The 19,301-nt window shown below is 69.2% G+C and carries 9 protein-coding genes; 2 read left to right on the top strand and 7 right to left on the bottom strand.

Annotated elements, in window-relative coordinates:
• Nucleotides 1-419: 419 nt before the first annotated feature.
• Nucleotides 420-7,988 (top strand): SDR family NAD(P)-dependent oxidoreductase, encoded by a 7,569-nt coding sequence (locus ACFO0J_RS07640; RefSeq protein WP_376812474.1) that lies wholly within the window; start codon nt 420-422, stop codon nt 7,986-7,988.
• Nucleotides 7,985-9,328 (top strand): aminotransferase class I/II-fold pyridoxal phosphate-dependent enzyme, encoded by a 1,344-nt coding sequence (locus tag ACFO0J_RS07645; protein ID WP_376812475.1) that lies wholly within the window; start codon nt 7,985-7,987, stop codon nt 9,326-9,328. Before ACFO0J_RS07640 ends, ACFO0J_RS07645 begins: the two co-directional genes overlap by 4 nt.
• A 13-nt stretch (nt 9,329-9,341) precedes the next feature.
• Here the strand turns inward: ACFO0J_RS07645 and ACFO0J_RS07650 are convergent, their stop codons facing one another.
• The 7 genes from ACFO0J_RS07650 to ACFO0J_RS07680 are packed head-to-tail and all read right to left on the bottom strand — an operon-like array spanning nt 9,342 to nt 19,300.
• Nucleotides 9,342-10,847 carry an LTA synthase family protein gene (locus tag ACFO0J_RS07650; RefSeq protein WP_376812476.1) on the bottom strand — a complete coding sequence of 502 codons (1,506 nt, stop codon included), beginning with the start codon at nt 10,845-10,847 and terminating at the stop codon, nt 9,342-9,344.
• Nucleotides 10,837-11,601 carry an SDR family NAD(P)-dependent oxidoreductase gene (locus ACFO0J_RS07655; protein WP_376812477.1) on the bottom strand — a complete coding sequence of 255 codons (765 nt, stop codon included), beginning with the start codon at nt 11,599-11,601 and terminating at the stop codon, nt 10,837-10,839. The genes ACFO0J_RS07650 and ACFO0J_RS07655 overlap by 11 nt, the downstream gene beginning before the upstream one ends.
• Entirely contained in the window at nt 11,598-12,821 is a 1,224-nt protein-coding gene (locus ACFO0J_RS07660; protein ID WP_376812478.1) for a capsule biosynthesis protein, read from the bottom strand. Before ACFO0J_RS07660 ends, ACFO0J_RS07655 begins: the two co-directional genes overlap by 4 nt.
• The gene (locus tag ACFO0J_RS07665) at nt 12,818-14,875 is read right to left on the bottom strand and encodes a capsular polysaccharide biosynthesis protein (RefSeq protein WP_376812479.1); all 2,058 of its coding nucleotides are present in this window, start codon (nt 14,873-14,875) and stop codon (nt 12,818-12,820) included. Before ACFO0J_RS07665 ends, ACFO0J_RS07660 begins: the two co-directional genes overlap by 4 nt.
• A gap of 35 nt (nt 14,876-14,910) precedes the next feature.
• Nucleotides 14,911-15,993: a polysaccharide biosynthesis/export family protein gene (locus tag ACFO0J_RS07670; protein WP_376812480.1), complete on the bottom strand. Its 1,083-nt coding sequence runs from the start codon at nt 15,991-15,993 to the stop codon at nt 14,911-14,913.
• 30 nt (nt 15,994-16,023) lie between these two features.
• Nucleotides 16,024-18,108: a glycosyltransferase gene (locus ACFO0J_RS07675; RefSeq protein ID WP_376812481.1), complete on the bottom strand. Its 2,085-nt coding sequence runs from the start codon at nt 18,106-18,108 to the stop codon at nt 16,024-16,026.
• Between the two features lie 28 nt (nt 18,109-18,136).
• The gene (locus tag ACFO0J_RS07680; protein ID WP_376812482.1) at nt 18,137-19,300 is read right to left on the bottom strand and encodes a KpsE/RkpR family capsule polysaccharide export protein; all 1,164 of its coding nucleotides are present in this window, start codon (nt 19,298-19,300) and stop codon (nt 18,137-18,139) included.
• Between the last annotated feature and the right edge of the window lies 1 nt (nt 19,301).

Consider the following 19,301-nt stretch of genomic DNA (forward strand, 5'->3'; position numbering starts at 1 on the left):
GGGGTGCTTCCAAAGAAAATAGGACCTTGTAGGCCCTACTCATCGGGATTGCCCGCCCAGATGATCAGGGGACAGGCAAAAAATTACATCGGGATTCAGCCTTTTACACACATCGCGCAAAGCCCCTCCTGATATGGGACCGTAGATTAGCCTTTTTTCGGGCCGTATTACAGCGATACCGGCTCACGGATCGAACGCCGCATGCGGGTCGACCCGGTGCGCGTCCCCCCGTTGAAGGCGTGTAAACATCCTGGAAACCATGTAATCAAGCGTTCCAGCGGCGCCGGCGCTGCCCTGACGGCACATGGCGCCGGCCCGCGTCGCCGGGTGCTACGTTGGCATTAAGAATGTCGGGACTTGAAATACTTCGACGTCGCACGGCCCCTAGAATGCCACGGACTTTGCAATAAGGATTCCACATGGCAAAGCGTGTTGCCCTCATTGGACTTTCGTTCCGATTCCCCAGCACCGACACCACCCGCTACTGGCCCGATCTCCTGCAGGGCCGTCATCTCGTCACCGAAGTCGATCCCGGCCGCTGGGCCGCTTCCGCCTACCACCACCCCCTGCGCGAGCACCCCGGAACGACTTACTCCCAGGCGGCGGGCTCGCTGGGCGACATCTCCGGCTTCGACGCCGGCTTCTTCGGCATCTCGCCGCGCGAAGCCTGTCTCATGGACCCGCAACAGCGCCTGTTGCTGGAGCTTGCCTGGGAAACCATGGAAAACGCCGGGGTCCGGCCGTCCGGATTGCGCGGCAGCGATTGCGGCGTCTATATCGGGATCTCCAGCGCCGACTACGCCTACCGCCTCTCCGGGGATCTCGGCGTGCTCGACGCCCCATTCGCCACCGGCAACGCCACCAGCATCGCCGCCAACCGCATTTCATACGTCTATGATCTGCGCGGTCCGAGCCTGGCCATAGACACCGCCTGCTCGTCGTCCATGGTGGCTTTTCACCATGCCTGCCGCGCCATCGAATCCGGCGAAATCTCGCAAGCGCTGTCGGGCGGGATCAGCCTGCATCTCCATCCCTACGGCTTTCTGGTCTTTTCCAAGGCCTCGATGCTGTCCCGACGGGGCCGCTGCAACGCCTTCGACGCGGCGGGCGACGGCTACGTGCGCGCCGAAGGCGGCGGCCTGTTCCTGCTCAAGGACCTGGACCGCGCGGTCGCGGAGGGCGATCCGATCCTGGCGATCGTCGCCGGCACCGCCATCAACACCGACGGCCACAAGTCCGGCCTGGCCGTGCCCAGCGCCGAGGCGCAGGCCGCGCTGCTGCGCGGCGCCTACGCCCGCGCCGGCATCCGGCCCGACGAGATCGACTATCTGGAAGCCCACGGCACGGGCACCCCGGTGGGCGACCCTATCGAAACGCGCGCCATTGGCGAGGCGCTGGGGCGTCACCGCGCCTCGGACCGGCCGCTGCCCATCGGTTCCGTGAAAAGCAATATGGGGCACCTGGAGGCGGCGTCCGGCGTGGCCGGACTCGTCAAAGCCGTGTTCAGCCTGCAGCACCGCCAGGTGCCCGCCACGATCGGCATCCGCACGCTGAATCCGGCGATACGGACCCGGGAATGGAATCTCGACATCGTGACGCAGCCGCGCCCGCTGCCGGCCGCCGGCCGCCTGGTCATAGGCGTGAACTCGTTCGGGTTCGGCGGCGCGAACGCGCACGTGATCCTGCACAGCCCGGACGAGCCCGACGCCGCCGACACGGCCACGTCCGGCGAGCCGGCCGACTTCCCGCTCATCCTCTCGGGCCGCAGTCCGCAGGCGCTGCGCGCCGCCGCGCGCGACATGGCGGCGCACCTCGAAGGACTGGACCGCGCAGCCCGCTACGACGCCGCCTACCAGGCGGCCCGGCGGCGCGACTGGCACGCCTATCGCGCCCTGGTCTCCTGCCCCAGGGACGGAGAGGACCCTGTGCAGAGCCTGCAGCGCTTCGCCGCAGGCGAAACCGAACCGGCCATCGAGACCGCCGAGCCACTGCCTGACGCCCAAGGCCCGGTGTTCGTTTACTCCGGCAACGGCTCGCAATGGGCGGGCATGGGGCGGGCGCTGCTCGCAGACCCGGATTTTCGCCGCGCCATCGACGACATCGACGCCCTGTTCGAACCGCTGGCCGGCTACCGCCTGGCGGACGACTTGGCAGGCGGCCTGGACAGCATGCGCCTCGGCCGCACGGAATTCGCGCAGCCCGCGCTCTTCGCCCTGCAGGTCGGCATCACCCGCATGCTGGCCCGGCAAGGCATCGCGCCCGCCGCCGTCATGGGACACAGCGTGGGCGAAGTCGCCGCCGCCTGGGCCTGCGGCGCGCTCTCCCTGGCCGACGCAGTGCGGGTGATCTACCACCGCAGCCGCTTGCAGGGCATGACCCTGGGCAGCGGACAGATGAGCGCCGTGGGGATTGACGGCGACGGCGCGCAAGCGCTGATCGATGAACTGGAACTGGCCCCGGAACTCTTCGTGGCCGGCTACAACAGCTCGCGCGGCGCCACGATCGCCGGCGGCAAGACCGCGCTGTCCCGCCTGGAAACCGCGCTGCAGGACCGGGGCGTGGCCAGCAAGCGTCTGGACCTGGACTATGCCTTCCATAGTCCGGCCATGGACGGCCTGCAGGCCGGATTGGCCGACGCGCTCGGCGCGCTGCGGCCGTCTCCCATGCGCCGCCCCTTCCTCTCCACCGTCGATGATGCCGCACAGGCGGCGCCGCAGCTCGACGCCGGCTACTGGTGGCGCAACATCCGCCGGCCGGTACGCTTCGAGCAGGCGGCCGCGGATGCCATCCAGCAAGGCTACACCCTCTTCATCGAGATCGGCCCCCACGCCGTACTGCGCGGCTATCTCAACGACGCACTCAAGCGCGCCGAGCGCACCGGCCGCGTCCTGACGACGGCGAGCCAGGGCGAAGACGATCCGGCCCGGATCCGCGCCACGGCCGCGCAAGCCTTGCTCGCAGGCGCACCGGTACGCTGGGAGCGCGTGTTCCCGCGCCCGGGACGATTCCACGCCTTGCCCACGTACCCCTGGCAGCGCGAGCGGCACTGGCATCCGGACACGCCCGAATCGCTGGGCCAGCTTCAGCGTCATCGGGTGCATCCCTTGCTGGGCCACCGCCTGGCCCAGCACGAGGCCGCCTGGGAAAATCAGCTCGACACGCACCTCCACCCTGCGCTTGCCGACCATGTCGTAGGCGGCGCCATCGTATTCCCCGGCGCAGGCTTTGCGGAACTGGCGCTGGCAGCCGCGTTGCAGCAGCACCCCGCGGCGCATGCCGAACTGGAAAACCTCGAAATCCATGCCCCGCTGCTGCTGGCGGGTGCCCCGTCCAAATTGCTGCGCACCACGCTCGAACCGGACGACGGCCGGATGCACATCCGTGCACGGGAGCTGGGCAGCACGGACGACTGGACGCTGCACGCGAGCGCCAGACTGCTTTCCGAGCCCTCGGATTCGCGTCTGCGATCGCCACTGCCCGCGCCGCCGGACCGCGCGCCGGACTTTCTGGCTGCCGGACACGAGGCGCTGATGCGCGCCGTGGGCCTGAACTACGGCCCCGCCTACCAGTTGATCGAGCGCGGCTGGCGTCTGGACGCTCGCACCGTGCTGGCGGCCCTGCGGCCGGACGAAGGCGGCCAGGCCGCTCACCTGGCGCCTGCCCGGCTGGATGGCGCGTTCCAGTTGGCGGCGCACCTGCTGGCGGACGATGCCGATGCCCGACGCGGACTGGCGTTCGTGCCGGTCCGCGTCGGCAGGCTGTCGCTGCGCGTCGGCACGGCGGCGCCGCGTTATGCGCAACTCCGGCTGCGGCGCCGTTCCGCCCATGCGCTGACGGTCGATATCTCACTGTACGCCGACGATGGCGAAGCGATCGCGGCGCTGGCCGAAGTCAGCCTGCGCAGCGTGCGCCTCATGAAGGCCGCCGGAGATCGTCTCAGTTTCGTACAAGAGGTCTTGACGCCGCGCCCGCGCGCTGACGCCGCCCCGGGCGTCCCGCTGCAGGGATTGGAACAGGCCTTGTCCGACGCCCTGGCGCAAGCGGCGGCAGCCCCCCTCTATACGCGGTACGCCGAAGAAGCCGAACCCTTGCTGGACGCGCTCTGCGAGCGCTACGGCATCGAGGCCCTGCGGACCCTGGTCGATGCGCCGGACCGACTGACGGACGCCACGCTGGCGCAGCACCGCGCCCGCACACCGGCGCTCGCCCCCTTCCTGGACATGCTGCTCCGGCGCGCGGAAAGCGCCGGTCTCGCCACCCGCTTTGACGACGGCTGGTCCCTGACGCCGGAATCCGCCGGCGAACCCGCTGCCGCCGACATCTGGCATACGCTGGAACGCGAATACCCGGAACATTTCGGGCCCAGCCTTGCCGCGGGGCGGATCGGCCTGCGCCTGCCCGCGATGCTGCAAGGCCTGTACCGCGCGGAAGACGCCGCCGCCTCCCAGTTCACCCACCGGGATCTGGCCCATCATCTGCTCGCCGCGCCCGCCCGCCGACACCTGGCCCGGGCCTTGGGCCGCATCCTCTCGGCCGCCCAGGACAGCCTGCCGCCGGGCCGCCGTCTGCGGGTCCTGGAGGTCGGCGCGCACGCTCCCTGGTTCGGCGCCGACTGCTGCGCCGTCCTGGATTTCCGGCACGCCGATTACTGCTACGCGGCAACGGGCGAAGACGGCCGCGAGGCCGCAGCGGCGCGACTCGCGGACTACCCCGACGCCGCGGTGCGCCGGATCGGCGATCCGGACGAACAAGCCGACGCCCCGGACGCCACGGTGGACCTGGCCATCGTGCAGTGCGATTTCGACTGCTTGAGCGACGCCCGCGCCGCGCTGCATGAGGCCCGCGCACGCCTCGCTCCGGGCGCCGCCTTGATCCTGACGGCGCACCATCCCGCGCGTTGGGCCGACTTCGTCTTCGGCGCGCGTCCCGAATGGTGGATCGACGCCGTGGACGGCGGCAAGCTTTCCATGCAACAAACGCCGGCCTTCTGGCGCCAGGAACTGCAGGCCCTGGGCTGCGCCTGCGAACCGCCCCTGGAACTGGCGGCCGGCACGATGGCCGGGGCGTATGTGCTCCATGCCCGCGCCGGCGAACTGCCCGAAACCGCTCTCGCGTATCCGCAATCGCCCTCCGGGGCCGAACGCTGGTTGCTGCTGGCGGACACGTCCGGCCCGGGCGCCAGGCTGGCCGCCTCGCTGGCGCGGGCCTTGCGCAGCAGCGGGTGCAAGGTGACGAAACTGTCCCTGGACGCGAACGCACCCGCCGACACGCTGCCCGCGCCGGCGCTGTCAGGCGCCTATGCGCACGTGGTGCATGCCGCCGGCCTGTATGCGGATGGGGACGGCACGGCCGCGCGCCGCTGCGCGCTGGCCGCCGCAGCCTTGCGCGCCTGCGAGCGCCAGGACCCGCCTGCCGCGCTGTGGCTGCTGACGGCCGGCGCGCATCCCCCCGATGACGCGCCATCCGATGAGATGCGCGGCCTGTCCGGCGCGGCGCTGGCCGGTTACGGACGCAGTCTGATGAATGAGGCGGCCGTCACCGCCGTTCGTCTGCTGGACCTGCCCGCGGCCGCCGACGCCGCGCCGCTGGCCGCCCTCATGAACGAGCTGCGCGCCCCCGACGCAGAGCGGGAAATCGTGCTGACGGCGGAGGGTACGCGCTACGCGCCGCGCCTGCGCGCGGCGCCCCGGCCCGCCCCGGCGTGCGCGCCGACGCCTTGCGTGCGCAAGCTCGGATTCGAGCTGCCCGGACAGTTGCGCAATCTGCGCTGGGAATCCCACGACCGTCGAGCGCCCGCCGATGATGAGATCGAGGTGCGCGTCCAGGCCACGGGCCTGAATTTCCGCGATGTCATGTACGCGCTGGGCCTGCTCGCCGACGAAGCGCTGGAAAACGGCTATGCCGGTCCGACGCTCGGCCTGGAATTCGCCGGCACGGTCGTGCGCTGCGGCGCAGCGGTCACCGGCTACGCCCCGGGCGATCCGGTGATGGGCTTCGGCCCCGCCAGTTTCGGCGACACCGTCACCACCGGAACGACCGCCGTGGCCGCCCTCCCCGAAGGCGTGACGTTCGAGGCCGCCGCCACCATTCCCAGCACGTTCTTCACCGTCTATTACGCGCTGCACCACCTGGCCCGGCTCGCCCCCGGCGAAAAGATCCTGATACACGGCGCCGCCGGCGGCGTCGGCATCGCCGCCGTCCAGTACGCCCAATGGCGTGGCGCGGAAATCCACGCCACGGCGGGCACCGAGGAGAAGCGCGATTTCCTGCGGCTGATGGGCGTGTCGCAGGTCTACGATTCCCGCTCACTGTCGTACGCGGAAGACATCCTCGCCCGGACCGGCGGACAGGGCGTGGATGTGGTGCTCAATTCGCTCGCGGGCGAGGCGGTGCGCCGCAATCTCGACGTGCTGGCGCCGTTCGGCCGCTTCCTGGAACTGGGCAAACGCGACTTCTACGAGAACACGCGCATCGGCCTGCGCCCCTTTCGCAACAACATCAGCTATTTCGGCATCGATGCGGACCAATTGCTCGCCGCACGCCCCGAACTGGCGCGCACGCTGTACCGCGACATGATGGCGCTCTTCAGCCAAGGCGCGCTGCGCCCGCTGCCTCAGCGCGTGTTCGAGGCGCGCGACATCGTCGCCGCCTTCCGCTACATGCAGCAATCGCGCCAGATCGGCAAGGTCGTCGTGACCTACCACGGCGGCCTGCCCGAAACGGCGCCGCATGGCCCCGAACCCGCTCTGGCGCTCGCGCCCGACGGCAGCTACCTGGTCACGGGCGGCCTGTCCGGCTTCGGCCTGCGCGCCGCGCAATGGCTGGCCGACAAGGGCGCGCGTCATTTAGTCCTGGTCAGCCGCACGGGTCCGACTACCGAAGCCGCGCTGCAGGCCGTCGCCTCGCTGCGTGAGCGCGGCGTCTCGGTCATCGCGCAGGCCTGCGACGTCACGGACGTACAGGCGCTGCAGGCCCTGTTGTCGCACGTGCGCGCGGCATGCCCGCCCCTGCGGGGCGTGATCCATGCCGCCGCCGTCATCGAAGACGGCCTGGCCCAAAGCGCGGACGCAGCGCAGATCACCCGCGTGCTTGCGCCCAAGCTGCAAGGCGCGATCCTGCTGCATGAACTCACCCGCGACGACCCGCTGGACTGCTTCGTGCTGTTTTCATCAGCCACGACACTGTTCGGCAACCCCGGCCAGAGCGCCTACGTGGCCGCCAACGCGGGGCTGGAAGCCCTGGCCAGATGGCGGCGCTCACAAGGCCTGCCCGCCACGTGCCCCCGCTGGGGCGCCATCGACGACGCCGGCTATCTGGCCCGCAACGACACGATCAAGCAGGCGCTCCAGCACCGCATGGGGGGTTCCGCCACGCCCGCCGCGCAGGCGCTCTCGGCCCTGGAGGACATGCTGCTTTCCGGGACGGACGAGCTGGCCGTGCTGGAGCTGGATTGGCATGCGCTGGCCCGTCACCTGCCCGCCGCCGCGACGCCGCGTTACGCCGACCTCGCGCGCCTGGCGGGAGAAGCCCGGGACGACGGCCATTCCTCGGACGACCTGCTGGCGCAACTGGCCGAGCTGGACGACGCGGCGCTCGCGCCGCGCATCATCGAACTCCTCCAGCAGGAGGTCGGCGAGATCCTCCGGGTGCCGGCCGACAAGGTCGATCCGGGACGCTCGCTCTACGACATCGGTCTGGATTCCTTGATGGGCGTCGAACTGATGGTGGCCCTGGAAAGCCGGTTCGGCATCCGCCTGCCGGTCATGGCGCTGAGCGAAAGCCCGACCCTCGACAAGTTGAGCGCGCGCCTGATCCCGGCCCTGCGCGGCGACACGCGCCACGACGACGAGGCAGACGACGGCATCGCCACGCATATCGAGCGCCTCGCCGCGCAACATGCCCAGACAGCGGCGCCCGAGGATATCGAGGCGATCTCCCGCCGCGTGCGCGCCAGCCGGACAGAAACCGAACAAGGACTTGCCCAATGACGCGGGACACCCTCGCAGACAAGCGCCGCCCGGGCCTCGCCGCCGGCCTCAAACAACGGCTCATCCAGGACGCGCTGCAACGCAAGCTCAAGAACGCAGGCCGCCAGCCCGCCGCCGCCCAGGGACGGGACGTGCCCGAACAGCACTACCGCTTCGCGCTGCATCCCGGCTATCAGCAGCTTCAGATCATCAGCGAAGGCGCCGCCAGACTGGGCGTGGGCAGTCCATTCTTCAAACTGCATGAAGGCGGCGCCGGCGCCTCGACCCGCATTGCGGGCGCAAGCTACCTCAACTTCGCCAGCTACAACTATCTGGGCCTGTCCGGCGACCCGGCGGTCAACGAGGCCGCCAAGCGCGCCGTCGACCGTTACGGCACATCGGTCTCGGCCAGCCGCCTGGTGTCGGGTGAGCGGCCCATCCACCGGGAACTGGAGGAAGCGCTGGCCGCGCTGTACGGCGTCGATGCCGCCGTCACCTTCGTCAGCGGCCACGCCACCAACGTGTCCACGCTGGGGTTGCTGTTCGGCCCCAAAGACCTGATCGTGCACGACGAACTGATCCACAACAGCGTGTTGCAAGGCATCCAGCTTTCCGGGGCCAAGCGTCTGCCCTCCCCCCACAACGATCCCGAAGCACTCGATGCGCTGCTGCAGACCCACCGCCGCGACTTCGAGCGCGTGCTGGTCGTGCTGGAAGGCCTCTACAGCATGGACGGCGATTACCCCGATCTGCCCCGCTACGTCGAAATCAAACGCCGCCATCGGGTGTTCCTCATGGTGGACGAAGCGCATTCTCTGGGCGTCATGGGACGGCACGGCCACGGCATCCGCGAACACTACGGCCTGGCGGGCGACGACGTGGACATCTGGATGGGCACGCTCAGCAAGACGCTGGCGGGCTGCGGCGGCTACATTGCGGGCGAGACCGCGCTGGTCGAACACCTGAAGTTCCTGGCGCCGGGCTTCCTGTACAGCGTCGGCATGCCGCCTCCCGTGGCGGCGGCATGCCTCGCGGCGCTGCGCCGCATGCGAGACCTGCCGGAGCGCGTGGCGGCACTGCAGGCACGGGGAGCGAGCTTCCTCGCCCGGGCGCGCCACGCGGGCATCGATACCGGCACGAGCGCCGGCCTGGCCATCGTACCCGCCATCGTCGGCCACTCGCTGCGGGCGGCCCGGCTGTCCGCCGCACTGTTCGCACGCGGCATCAACGCGCAGCCCATCCTGTACCCCGCCGTTCCCGAGCAGTCGGCGCGCCTGCGCTTCTTCCTCTGCAGCGAACACAGCGAGGCCGACATCGCCTACACGGTGGACGCCCTGGCCGAAGAGGTGGAGCGCCTATGACACCGCCTGCGGCTCAGGGCGCGGACATCAGTCCCATGTGCGCCATGAACGCCGGCCCCAGGTCGCTGGCCGCCAGCGGGGCGGCCGGCGGCGCGCCCGCCGGCCCGTCCGGACGCCAGATCACGTAGTCCGTCTCGCCCGACGGCGCGCCCAGGCGCCGGTAGACGCCGGGCATGATCGGCACATGATCGCCATACAGGCACAGGCCCGCCGGGCGCGGCGAGGCGGCCAGCGCGGACGCAAGCATCCCGAACATGGCGTCGGCATTGCGCAGGTGACGACAGTAGGCCACGAGATCCCGGCAATCCTCCGGCAGCGGCTCGCGGCAGACGGCCGCCGCGTCCCCGGCGTCGACGCGCTCCCAATGCAGCGGTCCATGGTTCTCCATGGTGATGACGTGCACGTACAGCGGCCCGGTCCGTTCACGCCCCAGCAGCTCGATCACCCATGCGGCGACCTCCCGGTCGCCCACGTAGGGGTGTCCGGGCGCCCCGCCCTCGAAGGCCGAAATATCGATGAACTCGTCGAACCCCAGCAGAGGCAGCACTCGATCGCGTCCATAGAAACTGCCATGATAGGGGTGCACGCACACGGTCCGGTAACCCAGTTCGCGCAGATAGCCGGCCAGCGAGGCCAGCCCGCTGCGCGCCAGGCGCCGGTACGGCTGATACCGATGCACCCCCTGCCGACCCGCGTCCAGGCCCGACAGGAAGGCGAACTCCGTACGCACCGTATTGGCGCCCCAGGACGCCACCCGCAGCGGCCCGTGCGCGCAGGCTTGCGCGCACAAGGCATCGAATGCCGCGAGCAGTTCGGGACGCACCTGCGGATAGCAGCCGCGCGGATCGAAGAACGACTCGCTCTGCACGGAAACCAAGTCCGGCAACACGGGCGGCCGCTGCGGCGGCGGCGCAGAAAACGGGGTGGCCGGGGGTTCTTGCGCCTGCCGTTCGCTGCCGGCGTAACGCCACAGCGCCATGGCCAAGCCCAGGCGGCGCAAATCCTTGCGCGCATCGAAGGTGACGCGGACCTGCCGGCGGCCTGCCGCTACGGCCATCACCGCGCCGCCGAACCCCACCGCCATGGCGCCCGCCCAAGAAGACTCCGGCTCCTCCAGCATCAGCCCCGAGGCCAGGGCCGCGCCGGCGCCGGCTGCCGCGCCCAGGGCCCGCCAGGGGCCCAGAAAGGGCAGATACAGCCTGGGATGCCGCAAGGCGTCGGTAAAGTATTCGAAATCCGCCCACACAAAGGGCTCGCGCAAGGCCTGATACTTGGCATTGTTGACCACGACGATCAGGCCCGCGCCGGCCAAGGCCAGTGCGGCCGCGAAGTACGGCCGACGCGCGAGCGCCCAGGCCAACGCGAAAGCGCACATCCACAGCCCGGCATGCAGGATCACGGCGCTGGCCGGACGGCGCCAGGGAGGCCGCGGGCGCAGCGACAGGCACGCCTCCAGCGCCCAGGACAGCACCAGGCCGCCGGCCAAGGGCGCGGCCAGAGCGCATGCCTCAAGCGCCATAGCCCAGCCAGCTCAACACGCGCCCGGAAAGACCGGGCGGCAGACCCGCCAGCAGCCAGCAGCCCAGGCTCAGAGGAAAGGGGAAACTGATGCGCGCACGGTTGGCGGCGAGGCCGCGCCGGATACGGCGCGCGGCACGGGCGGCGTCCCATTCAAACGGCTTGGGGCCGGGCATGGCCGCGCACATCGGCGAACTCACATACCCGGGCATCACGACATTGACGCGCACGCCGTACCGCGCCAGGCCGTCACGCAACGCCTCGCCGTATGCTTTCAGCGCGGCCTTGCTGGCGCTGTAGCTGGGTGTGGCGGGCAGTCCGCGCCACGCCGCCTGGGAGCTCATCAGGGCAATCTGGCCGGCGCCCCGGCGCCTCATGCGCTCGCCCAAGGCATGGGCGATCCTCAACGAGGCCCGCACATTGAGCTCCAGCAGGCCGTCCACCTCGTCCCAGTCCTCCCCGCGCCCCGGTTGCGACGCCGAGAGATTGACGCCCGCATTGATGATGGCAAGATCCGGCAGCGCCTCGTCCACCTGCCCGTCCAGCCACATCTGCAGCGCTGCACGGTCGCGCAAGTCCAGCACGGTCGTGCGCACCCGGGCGCCGCGCGCTTCGCAACGCGCCGCCAGTTCGCGCAGCACCCCGGTCCGCCTGCCCAACAAGACCAGCGACACACCCGGCGCGGCATACGCCTCGGCCAGGGCCTGGCCGATGGCGCCCGTGGCGCCCGTGATCAGCACAACGGTCCGCGTCATAGCATCTCCTCGAGCAGGGACCGTGGCCGGCGCATCCGCTCGGCCGCACGTTCCACGGCCAAGGCAATGCCCGGCTCGCTGTAGAACCCGCCGTTGATCTGCGTGGCATGGACCACGGCCGCCTTGAAGGCGTGAAAGAGCGGCCGGTCCGGCGGCTCCGCCGCCTGCCAGAACGCGTCGAGCCCGCCCTGGAACGTCAGTCCCTCCAGGTGATAAATGGCCCGGCTCAAGGCCAGCGTCGGGCAGCCCCGCTCCAGCGCCGCCGCGCCGACCGTGCTGTTGACGGTCACCACGCCCGCCGCTCGCGCCAGCAGACTGGGCAGATGGCCGCATTCCAGGTAAAGGACGCGATCGGCGACGCCCTGGACACGCGCCAGTTCGCGCACCCCCGCCTCGTGATGCGCCAGGCCCGGGTCCAGCGGGTGATTCTTCACGACCAGCAGGCTATGGACGGGCGCGTGCCGCGCGAAGGAAGCAATCGCCAGCGCCAGCACCTGCCGCATCCCGTGAAACGGCGAATGGTCCCTGATCTGCGCGTCGCCTTCGAGCTGCAAGGGCAACAGGTAATACGGCCGCGACCCCGAACTCACGCGCGCCACGGCCAGCGCATCGCGGCGGGCGCGCCACCGCAACCGCGCCGCACGCCGCAGGTAAGCCGTGTACTCGCGTACTGCGCCATACGGCGCGTGGCCGCGATAGCGCGGAAAGCAGGCCGCATTCAAGGCCCCGCACAGGTGATACGCCACGTCGTGCCCGGCGCGGTTCCAGAACGGCGCCGGAAACCGCTGCGCATCCGGTGCGGCCCCCATCCGGCGCGCCGCCTCCCGGTACCACGCGGGATCGCGCGGCAGGGCCGAATACGCGTTCACACCGCCGCGCTCCAGCGTGATCCAGTGCGGCCGGAAATAGCCTTCCTCGAACACGTGAATCCGCAGGCCTTTCCGGCGCGCCAGTTCAATGGCCGGCCGGTGCACGGGCCGACAATCGCCGAACAGCACGATGTCGGTCGCGCCGCGCTGCGCGAACACGGCCTCGTAGAACGCGGGCAGGGCCTGCAGGCCGCCGCGAAATGCGTGCGCTTCGCCATTGCGCCAATAAGCGGCGTCACCCGCCGTGAAATTCACCCTGGACACCTCGGCCCCGTCCGCGTGCAGGCGCGCGCCCAGGCGCGAAAAGAAAGGCGAGCACACCCCTTGCAAAAACAGGTAGGACCGCTTCATGACGCGAACTGCGCGCGCAACAGCGCGTCGAGCTTGCGCCACTGGCGCCGCGCATAGCCGACCCGCAGGCTTTTCAGCCTGCCCGCGCGCTCCAGCGCATCACGCGTTTCGACGATCCGATGCAAAACGGCCTCGCAGGTGGTATAGCCTTTGAGCTCCCAGTCCCAATAGATCGGGTAGCGCAGCAAGACGCCCGCCACCAGCTCGTCCAGCGTCAGCGTCCGTTCGCGGCGCGGTAGCGCCATGCGGTCCTCGGTCAGCCCCCAACCGGCGTAGAACGGCCGGCCGTGCGCCACCACGCGCTTGCCACGCAACAAGGCATCGAAGCCGGAAAGCGAGGTCATCGTATGCACCACGTCGCAGGCCTCGATGCACGACACCACCGACGCCTCGGCCTCGACATGGTCGGCCAGCCCGCACAGATCGCCACGGGCCAGCGCGCCGCGGCGGTTGCCCGATGACACGTCCGGATGCGGCTTGTAGACGATATAAGCATCGGGGCACGCGTCGCGCGTCGCGCGCAGCAAGGCCAGATTGTCCGCCACCGGCCCGCAGCCCAGGCGCACGGACACATCATCCTCGACCTGGCCCGGCACCAGCACCACCTCCCGGCCCGACGAACCCCATGCCACCGGCCGTCCCGGCTCCAGGTTGTACTTGGTGATGCCGTGCGCCACCATGAACGCCCGCACCCGGCGGGCGACGGCCAGTTCCCCGGACGTGAAGCGCGCGTGGTTCAGCGTCCGCTCCAGATCGCTCGGCCCGCTGGGATCGAAATACATGCCCCGTCCGTCGAGCGCCAGGCTCAAGGGCCGGATCAGGTCCGAGCCCAGGCCCACCGAGCGCACGAAGCCGTCTTCCATGCGCAGCATCGGGCAACCCGTCCGATCCGCCAGGCGCATGAGCGCCTCGGGCGCCCCCGCGCTCCAATGCACCAGCGCGTCCTCAGGGCCGGGTTCCAGGGCCTGCGCGCGCCGCATGTCCGGCACGAACAGCACGCGCTCCGGCCACGGCGCCAGCATGGGCCGCACGTGAGCGGCCTTCCAGCGCCGGAAGCCCACGCAAATCATCCGGCGCGGCAAACGCTCGGCCATGGCGCGCTGCCGCAGCAGCCAGGCAATCGCATCGAAAATGCTGCCCCGCCGACGGCTGACCGGGTCCAGATAGCGGCTGTAATGAAAATAGGCCGCAGCGAACAGTTCCCGCACGCTGCGCTGACGGCTGCGGCGCTCGCACGCAAGACGGTCACGGGTCAGTCCCCAGCCCGCATACCAGGGCATGCCCAGGCAGGTGACCGGCTTGCCCATCAGCAGACCCTCATACCCCATCTGCGAGCTGACCACATACAGATGATCCACCTGCTCCAGCAAGGCCAGCGGATTCACCGCCTCGCGCAACACCCGCGTATCGGCGTCATCGACTGTGTGCGTCAGGTAACCGCGCTTGCGCCCCGAGCTGACCTCGGGATGCGTCTTCACGATGCACAACGCGCCGGGATGCTCGCGCCGGGCGGTCGCCAGCAGTTCGGTGAACGTGGCCGCATCCGCGCCGGCCATCGTGACACTCATGTCGCCCACCGTCTGGTCCACCACCAGCACACACGGCCTGCCATGCGCCGACAGCGGCGGGCAGGCCGTGCCGGCATGGTTGTATTTGCTGAGACGGTGCGTCTTGACCAGCGCCATCGCCTCGTCCACGTCGTCCTCGATGCCCTCCAGCAGATCACGGTCCGAGGCCAGCATGGATTCGAGCGCGGACGGCCGGCTCGCATCGTAGTAAATGCCTTGCGTATCCATCACCATGGAAACCGCCGGAGTGTCCGCGCCCGCGCCGAATGACCGCAAAAACCCGTCCTCCAGCGCCAGATAGGGCACGCCCAGCCGGGCGGCCCGCCTGCGCGCCGCCTGCGCCGAGGGCCGCAGCCCCCAGCCGGCCACGGCATCCGGCCTTCCGGCATGCAGACCCGTCGGGCCCCTGCCCCGCCGGATGGATGCGCCCAGCAGCGCCTCCAGGAAAGGGATGCGGGCAATGCCCGCAGAATGGATTTCTATCATGCCCGCAGCCGGCGTTCGCCGTTCTTTTTCAACCATCAGTATCGGGTCGCGCTCTGGCCCACGATGAGGACCTGCACGATCGGCGTGATGATCTTCTCCCACTCGTACATCGGCGAGTTGCTGACGTAAACGACATCCTCCGGCAGCAGTTCGAACTGCTTGGCCAGGAACATGGATTCGGGCTTGCGCATGTTCAGGCGGAACACGACGGGCTTGGGCGCGCCGGCCGCCGTCTTGCCGTCCAGGCGGAAGACGAACACACCAGTGGCATCCGCCGCCCGGTCATTCAAGCCCCCGGCCACGCCCAGCGCGTCCAGCAGATTGGTCCGATTGGAGGGCAGCTCATGCAGGCCGGGCTTGCTGATCGCGCCCATGGCGACGAAGCGCTTCAGATTGGGCTCGACCACCAGTTCCGAGCGCGGCTCCACAGACACGTTCCGGCCATTGAGCAATTGGTAGTACGGAATCCGCCTCACCTCGCGGCCATGACGGATGACCACATCGGCCTGATAGGCCGGCAGCTTGGACCCGCCGGCCAGCGTAATGGCGTCCAGCGCCGTCAGCGGCGCCTTGATGCCGCCAAAGCGCCCGGGATTGGGCACCGCCCCCGCCACCAATACGGAATTGCTGCGGTCGTCGGCCAGATCCACCATGACCTGCGGCTGCACCGCAGCCGAATGCCGCAGCTTGCTCTTGACCAGTTCTTCGATCGCGGCGAGCGACTTGCCCTGCACTTTCAGGCGGCCCGTGTAAGGCAGCGAGATCGTTCCCCTGGCATCCACGCGCACGGCCTCGAAGACGGTGCCGCCCGCCGCCAGCGGCGCGAACAGGCCCCCCTCGACGCTGTCGGCCACCAGAAGACGCAGCACGTCACCCGGCATCACCCGGATGTCGCCGGCATACCCCTCGGAAGTCCCGCCATCGTCCTTGCGGCTCTTGTCCAGCAGGTACGGCGCGATCGTGCCGGCCTGCAGATCCACCACCTCGTACAGGGCGGCAGGATCCGTCGTGCCGTCCAGGATGGCTGAGCGCGTCGGACCGGACCCGGACAACACGCTGCAGCCCGACAGGAGGGCCAGCGCGCAGAGCGCGGTAAAACGCAAAATTCGTGTATTCATGATTCCGTTCCAGAACGCGGGCTCATGCCCTCAGGCGTTGACATAGCAATTGACGGTGGCCCCGATCATCTGCTCGAGCGAGAACCGCGCCGTGGCCCAGTTGCGCGCCGCGGCGCCGATGTCGGGATCGTCGCGGCACATCTCACGGACTTTCTCCAAGGCCCGCACCACGTCCGACGCCTCGATCTCGCCGGCCGGCAGCGTCACGCCCGTCACGCCTTCGCGCACCGCTTCGCCGGCGCCGCCGGCCAGCGTCGTCACCACCGGAACGCCCGAGAACTGCGCTTCGATGAGCACATTGGGCAGCCCCTCGAAGCGCGACAGCAACATGAACGCGTCGAAATGCGAGAGCCAGAAGCCCACACGCCGCGAAATACCGGTGAACAGCACGCGGCCTTCCAGGCCGAGCCGCTGCGCGAATTCCTTGACCGGTTCCAGCAGCGGCCCCCCGCCCACCACGACGAAACGGGCCTCCGGATTGGCCTGCACGTAGCGGTGGGCAGCCTCCACCCAAAGAAAGGGGCGCTTGTTGTCGTCCACCCGCATGACGGTGCCGATGGTGTAGGCGCCCGCCGGCGTGCCCGCCGCGAAAGCATCCCACAGGCGCCGGCACGCCTCATCCTCGGTCGCCGCCAGCGGCGCCAGGCCGTTGTAGACGACGGGAATGCTGCGCGCGTCCAGCCCGAGCCAATCCGCATAGCGCTGCGCGGCGAAGCCGGAGTTGGAACTGAGCGCCACGCCGCGCATCCGCAGCAGCGCCCGATAGATCGTGTCGTACTCGATGCGGTAGCGATCCGGGCGATCCACCGGGGGCATGGTCCGCACCGACAGCACGATGCGCGGCACGCCGGCCAGCAGCGCGGCCAGCGCGGTCGCAAAGATCGAACCGTCCTGCCAGATATGGACCACCGAGGGCACCGACACCCGCATGACGTCAGTCAGCTTGGTGGTGCCCTCCACGATCTGCCTGGGCAGGAAACGCAGATAGTCGCGATAGGGACTGAGCAGCGAGGAGACTTCGCAGCCGCCCCACTCCGCCATGTCCGAATAGACGGAGACCGGAATCCCGGCCTCCTTCAACGTGGCGGCAAAGAAATCGGCGCCCTCGCGGCTGCGCAGCGAACGGCACACGACCTGCACCGGACCCAGCACCGGATAACCCGCGATGGATCGACCCTCCTGGATCGCAGACTGCAGGGCGATGGCCGTGTTGACGAACTGCCGCTCCGCGCCGCCGGCGCCCAGCGAACCGTTGATCATCAGCACGGGCCCGACGAACGACTCGTCGGGGGGATCGTATTCGGCATTGCGCCGCCGCCCGATTTCCTCGAACAGTTTTTCCAGCACCAGGATGCTGACCGGCGTTTCCCTGTCTTCGCCATCCACGCCCAGCCGCCGCAAGGCGATCAGGTCGCCATTCAATTCCGTGAGACGGCGCTTCAGCTTGCGCGCATCGTCTCCCAGGACTTCGATGCCCTGTTCCAGTACCTGCCGTGCGCGCCATGGATGACCACGCCGCAGCAGCGACTTCGACCAGGCCGCGTAGCCCGTCTCGAACGCCGGATGCGATTGCGCCAGCCGTTCGAAACAAGCCCCGGCCTGCTCGGCGTCGCCAAGCTCATCCCAGCTTTTGGCCTCCAGCAAAATATCCTTGGCCGCGACGCTGCCGCCGGAAAAGTACAGCTCCATTTCCTTTCGACCGGCCTCGACGCCCAACTGGCGCTTGACGCCGCGCAGCATCAGGATGAACGCGTCGGACGAGTCGGGAAAGCGCTGGTGGATGCCACGCCATACGATCAGGCTGTCGTCCGGTTTGTGGGCGGCCTCCAGGCAGCGCGCGACCAGCACCTGGAACAGCTCGACCTGGGGATACTGCTGGACATAGCCGAGCAGTTCGGGCACCGCGCCCAGCGGATCGTCGGCCTCGATGCGGGATTCCAAGGCGTGGCGCGCCTGCTGCAGCAAGTCGCGATCGGGCTCCGCCGGCTCGTCGCCGGTCGTCGCCAACGCCGCCGCCAGCAGCCCCGGCACCGCCGCGTACGGCTTGCCGGAGGCAGTCTTCTGGTCATGCTCGGCGCGGCTGGGCCGCCGCAATCTGGAAAGCAGGGAAAACATGTCTTGGTTCCTTGTTGTGGCGGCCGGCTCAGGCGTGGTCCTTGATCGCGTAAGTCACCAGCACCCCGACGATCCACAGAATGAACAGCGCCAATACGCCCAGTGCGGTATCCACGATGCGACGCGGATAAAGCGTTTCATCGGCCAACTGCGGCTGCGCCGCGACCACCGTGTACAGCACTTGCCGCGAGGCCAGCGCGCGTGCGTCCTCCAGCGCCTTGAGCGCGCCGGTGTAAAAGGCTTCCGCAAACTGCCGCTGCGTCTCGGCCGCCTCGTACTCGCGCAGCAGGCCGGACAGCGCGTTCTTGCCTTCGCCTGCGCTGATCTGGTGGTTGGTGAGATCGGCCAACTGGCGCTTGAGCGCCTCGTGTCGCGCCCGCACCCGCTCATAGGCCGGGCCGCCGGACAGACCGCCGCTGCGCAAGGCCTCCAACTGGGTCGCCTCCATCGCAATATCGCCGCGCAACTTGGCGGCCAACGCCAGGTTGGCCTCGGCTTCTTTGAACGGGTCCTGGACGCCGGTGCGCTCCCGCAGCGACTGGACCCCCAGCCGGGCTTCGACCAGCCGTTTCTCGGCCTCCGCGACCTCGTTGGCCGCGAAGCGGACGCCGTCCTGTCGCGATTTCGCCGACATCCGGTTCACCAGTTTCTCGCTGGCATCCAGAATGGCCTGCGCCAGCGTCAGTGAATCCTCGGGCGAGAAGGCGCGCACCTTCAGGATGATGGCGCCCGTGGAGATATCGAACTGGACATCGACCATGCGTTTCCACTGCCGCCACAGGCCTTCTCGTGTGGCGTCCGGATCCATGCCATACCAGAAATCCAGCAGCGGGCGCGACCACATCTTGCGCAGATCCAGGGTCTTGTCGAGTTCCTGCACGATCTGACGCGATTGCACGTAATCGACCACCGCGAAGGAGTCAACGAACAGTTCCGTGGTCATGCCCGCTGCGCCCGCCATGGGATGGCTTTGCGAACCCGCGCCCGCTTCCTGCGCCTGCGAGCCCACGCGCAGACCGAACCGCGCTTCCGAGACGTATTGCCCGGCGGCGATAAAGCATAAATAAACGGCCAGCAGGACCGCGGGCACGCCGATGACCAGAATCGCCGACCAACGCAGGCGGCTCATCGTGGGTGGCGTGGTGTCGTCGGGCAGGCGTGGCCCTGTATAGACTTGTTCTGGACTCGTCATG

This window comes from Castellaniella hirudinis (assembly GCF_042651965.1).
In the GTDB taxonomy this organism is placed as follows: domain Bacteria; phylum Pseudomonadota; class Gammaproteobacteria; order Burkholderiales; family Burkholderiaceae_B; genus Castellaniella; species Castellaniella hirudinis.

Coding starts and splice junctions, on each gene's coding strand:
- ACFO0J_RS07640 (WP_376812474.1), top strand. CDS start 420: ATGGCAAAGCGTGTTGCCCTCATTGGACTTTCGTTCCGATTCCCCAGC.
- ACFO0J_RS07645 (WP_376812475.1), top strand. CDS start 7,985: ATGACGCGGGACACCCTCGCAGACAAGCGCCGCCCGGGCCTCGCCGCC.
- ACFO0J_RS07650 (WP_376812476.1), bottom strand. CDS start 10,847: ATGGCGCTTGAGGCATGCGCTCTGGCCGCGCCCTTGGCCGGCGGCCTG.
- ACFO0J_RS07655 (WP_376812477.1), bottom strand. CDS start 11,601: ATGACGCGGACCGTTGTGCTGATCACGGGCGCCACGGGCGCCATCGGC.
- ACFO0J_RS07660 (WP_376812478.1), bottom strand. CDS start 12,821: ATGAAGCGGTCCTACCTGTTTTTGCAAGGGGTGTGCTCGCCTTTCTTT.
- ACFO0J_RS07665 (WP_376812479.1), bottom strand. CDS start 14,875: ATGATAGAAATCCATTCTGCGGGCATTGCCCGCATCCCTTTCCTGGAG.
- ACFO0J_RS07670 (WP_376812480.1), bottom strand. CDS start 15,993: ATGAATACACGAATTTTGCGTTTTACCGCGCTCTGCGCGCTGGCCCTC.
- ACFO0J_RS07675 (WP_376812481.1), bottom strand. CDS start 18,108: ATGTTTTCCCTGCTTTCCAGATTGCGGCGGCCCAGCCGCGCCGAGCAT.
- ACFO0J_RS07680 (WP_376812482.1), bottom strand. CDS start 19,300: ATGACGAGTCCAGAACAAGTCTATACAGGGCCACGCCTGCCCGACGAC.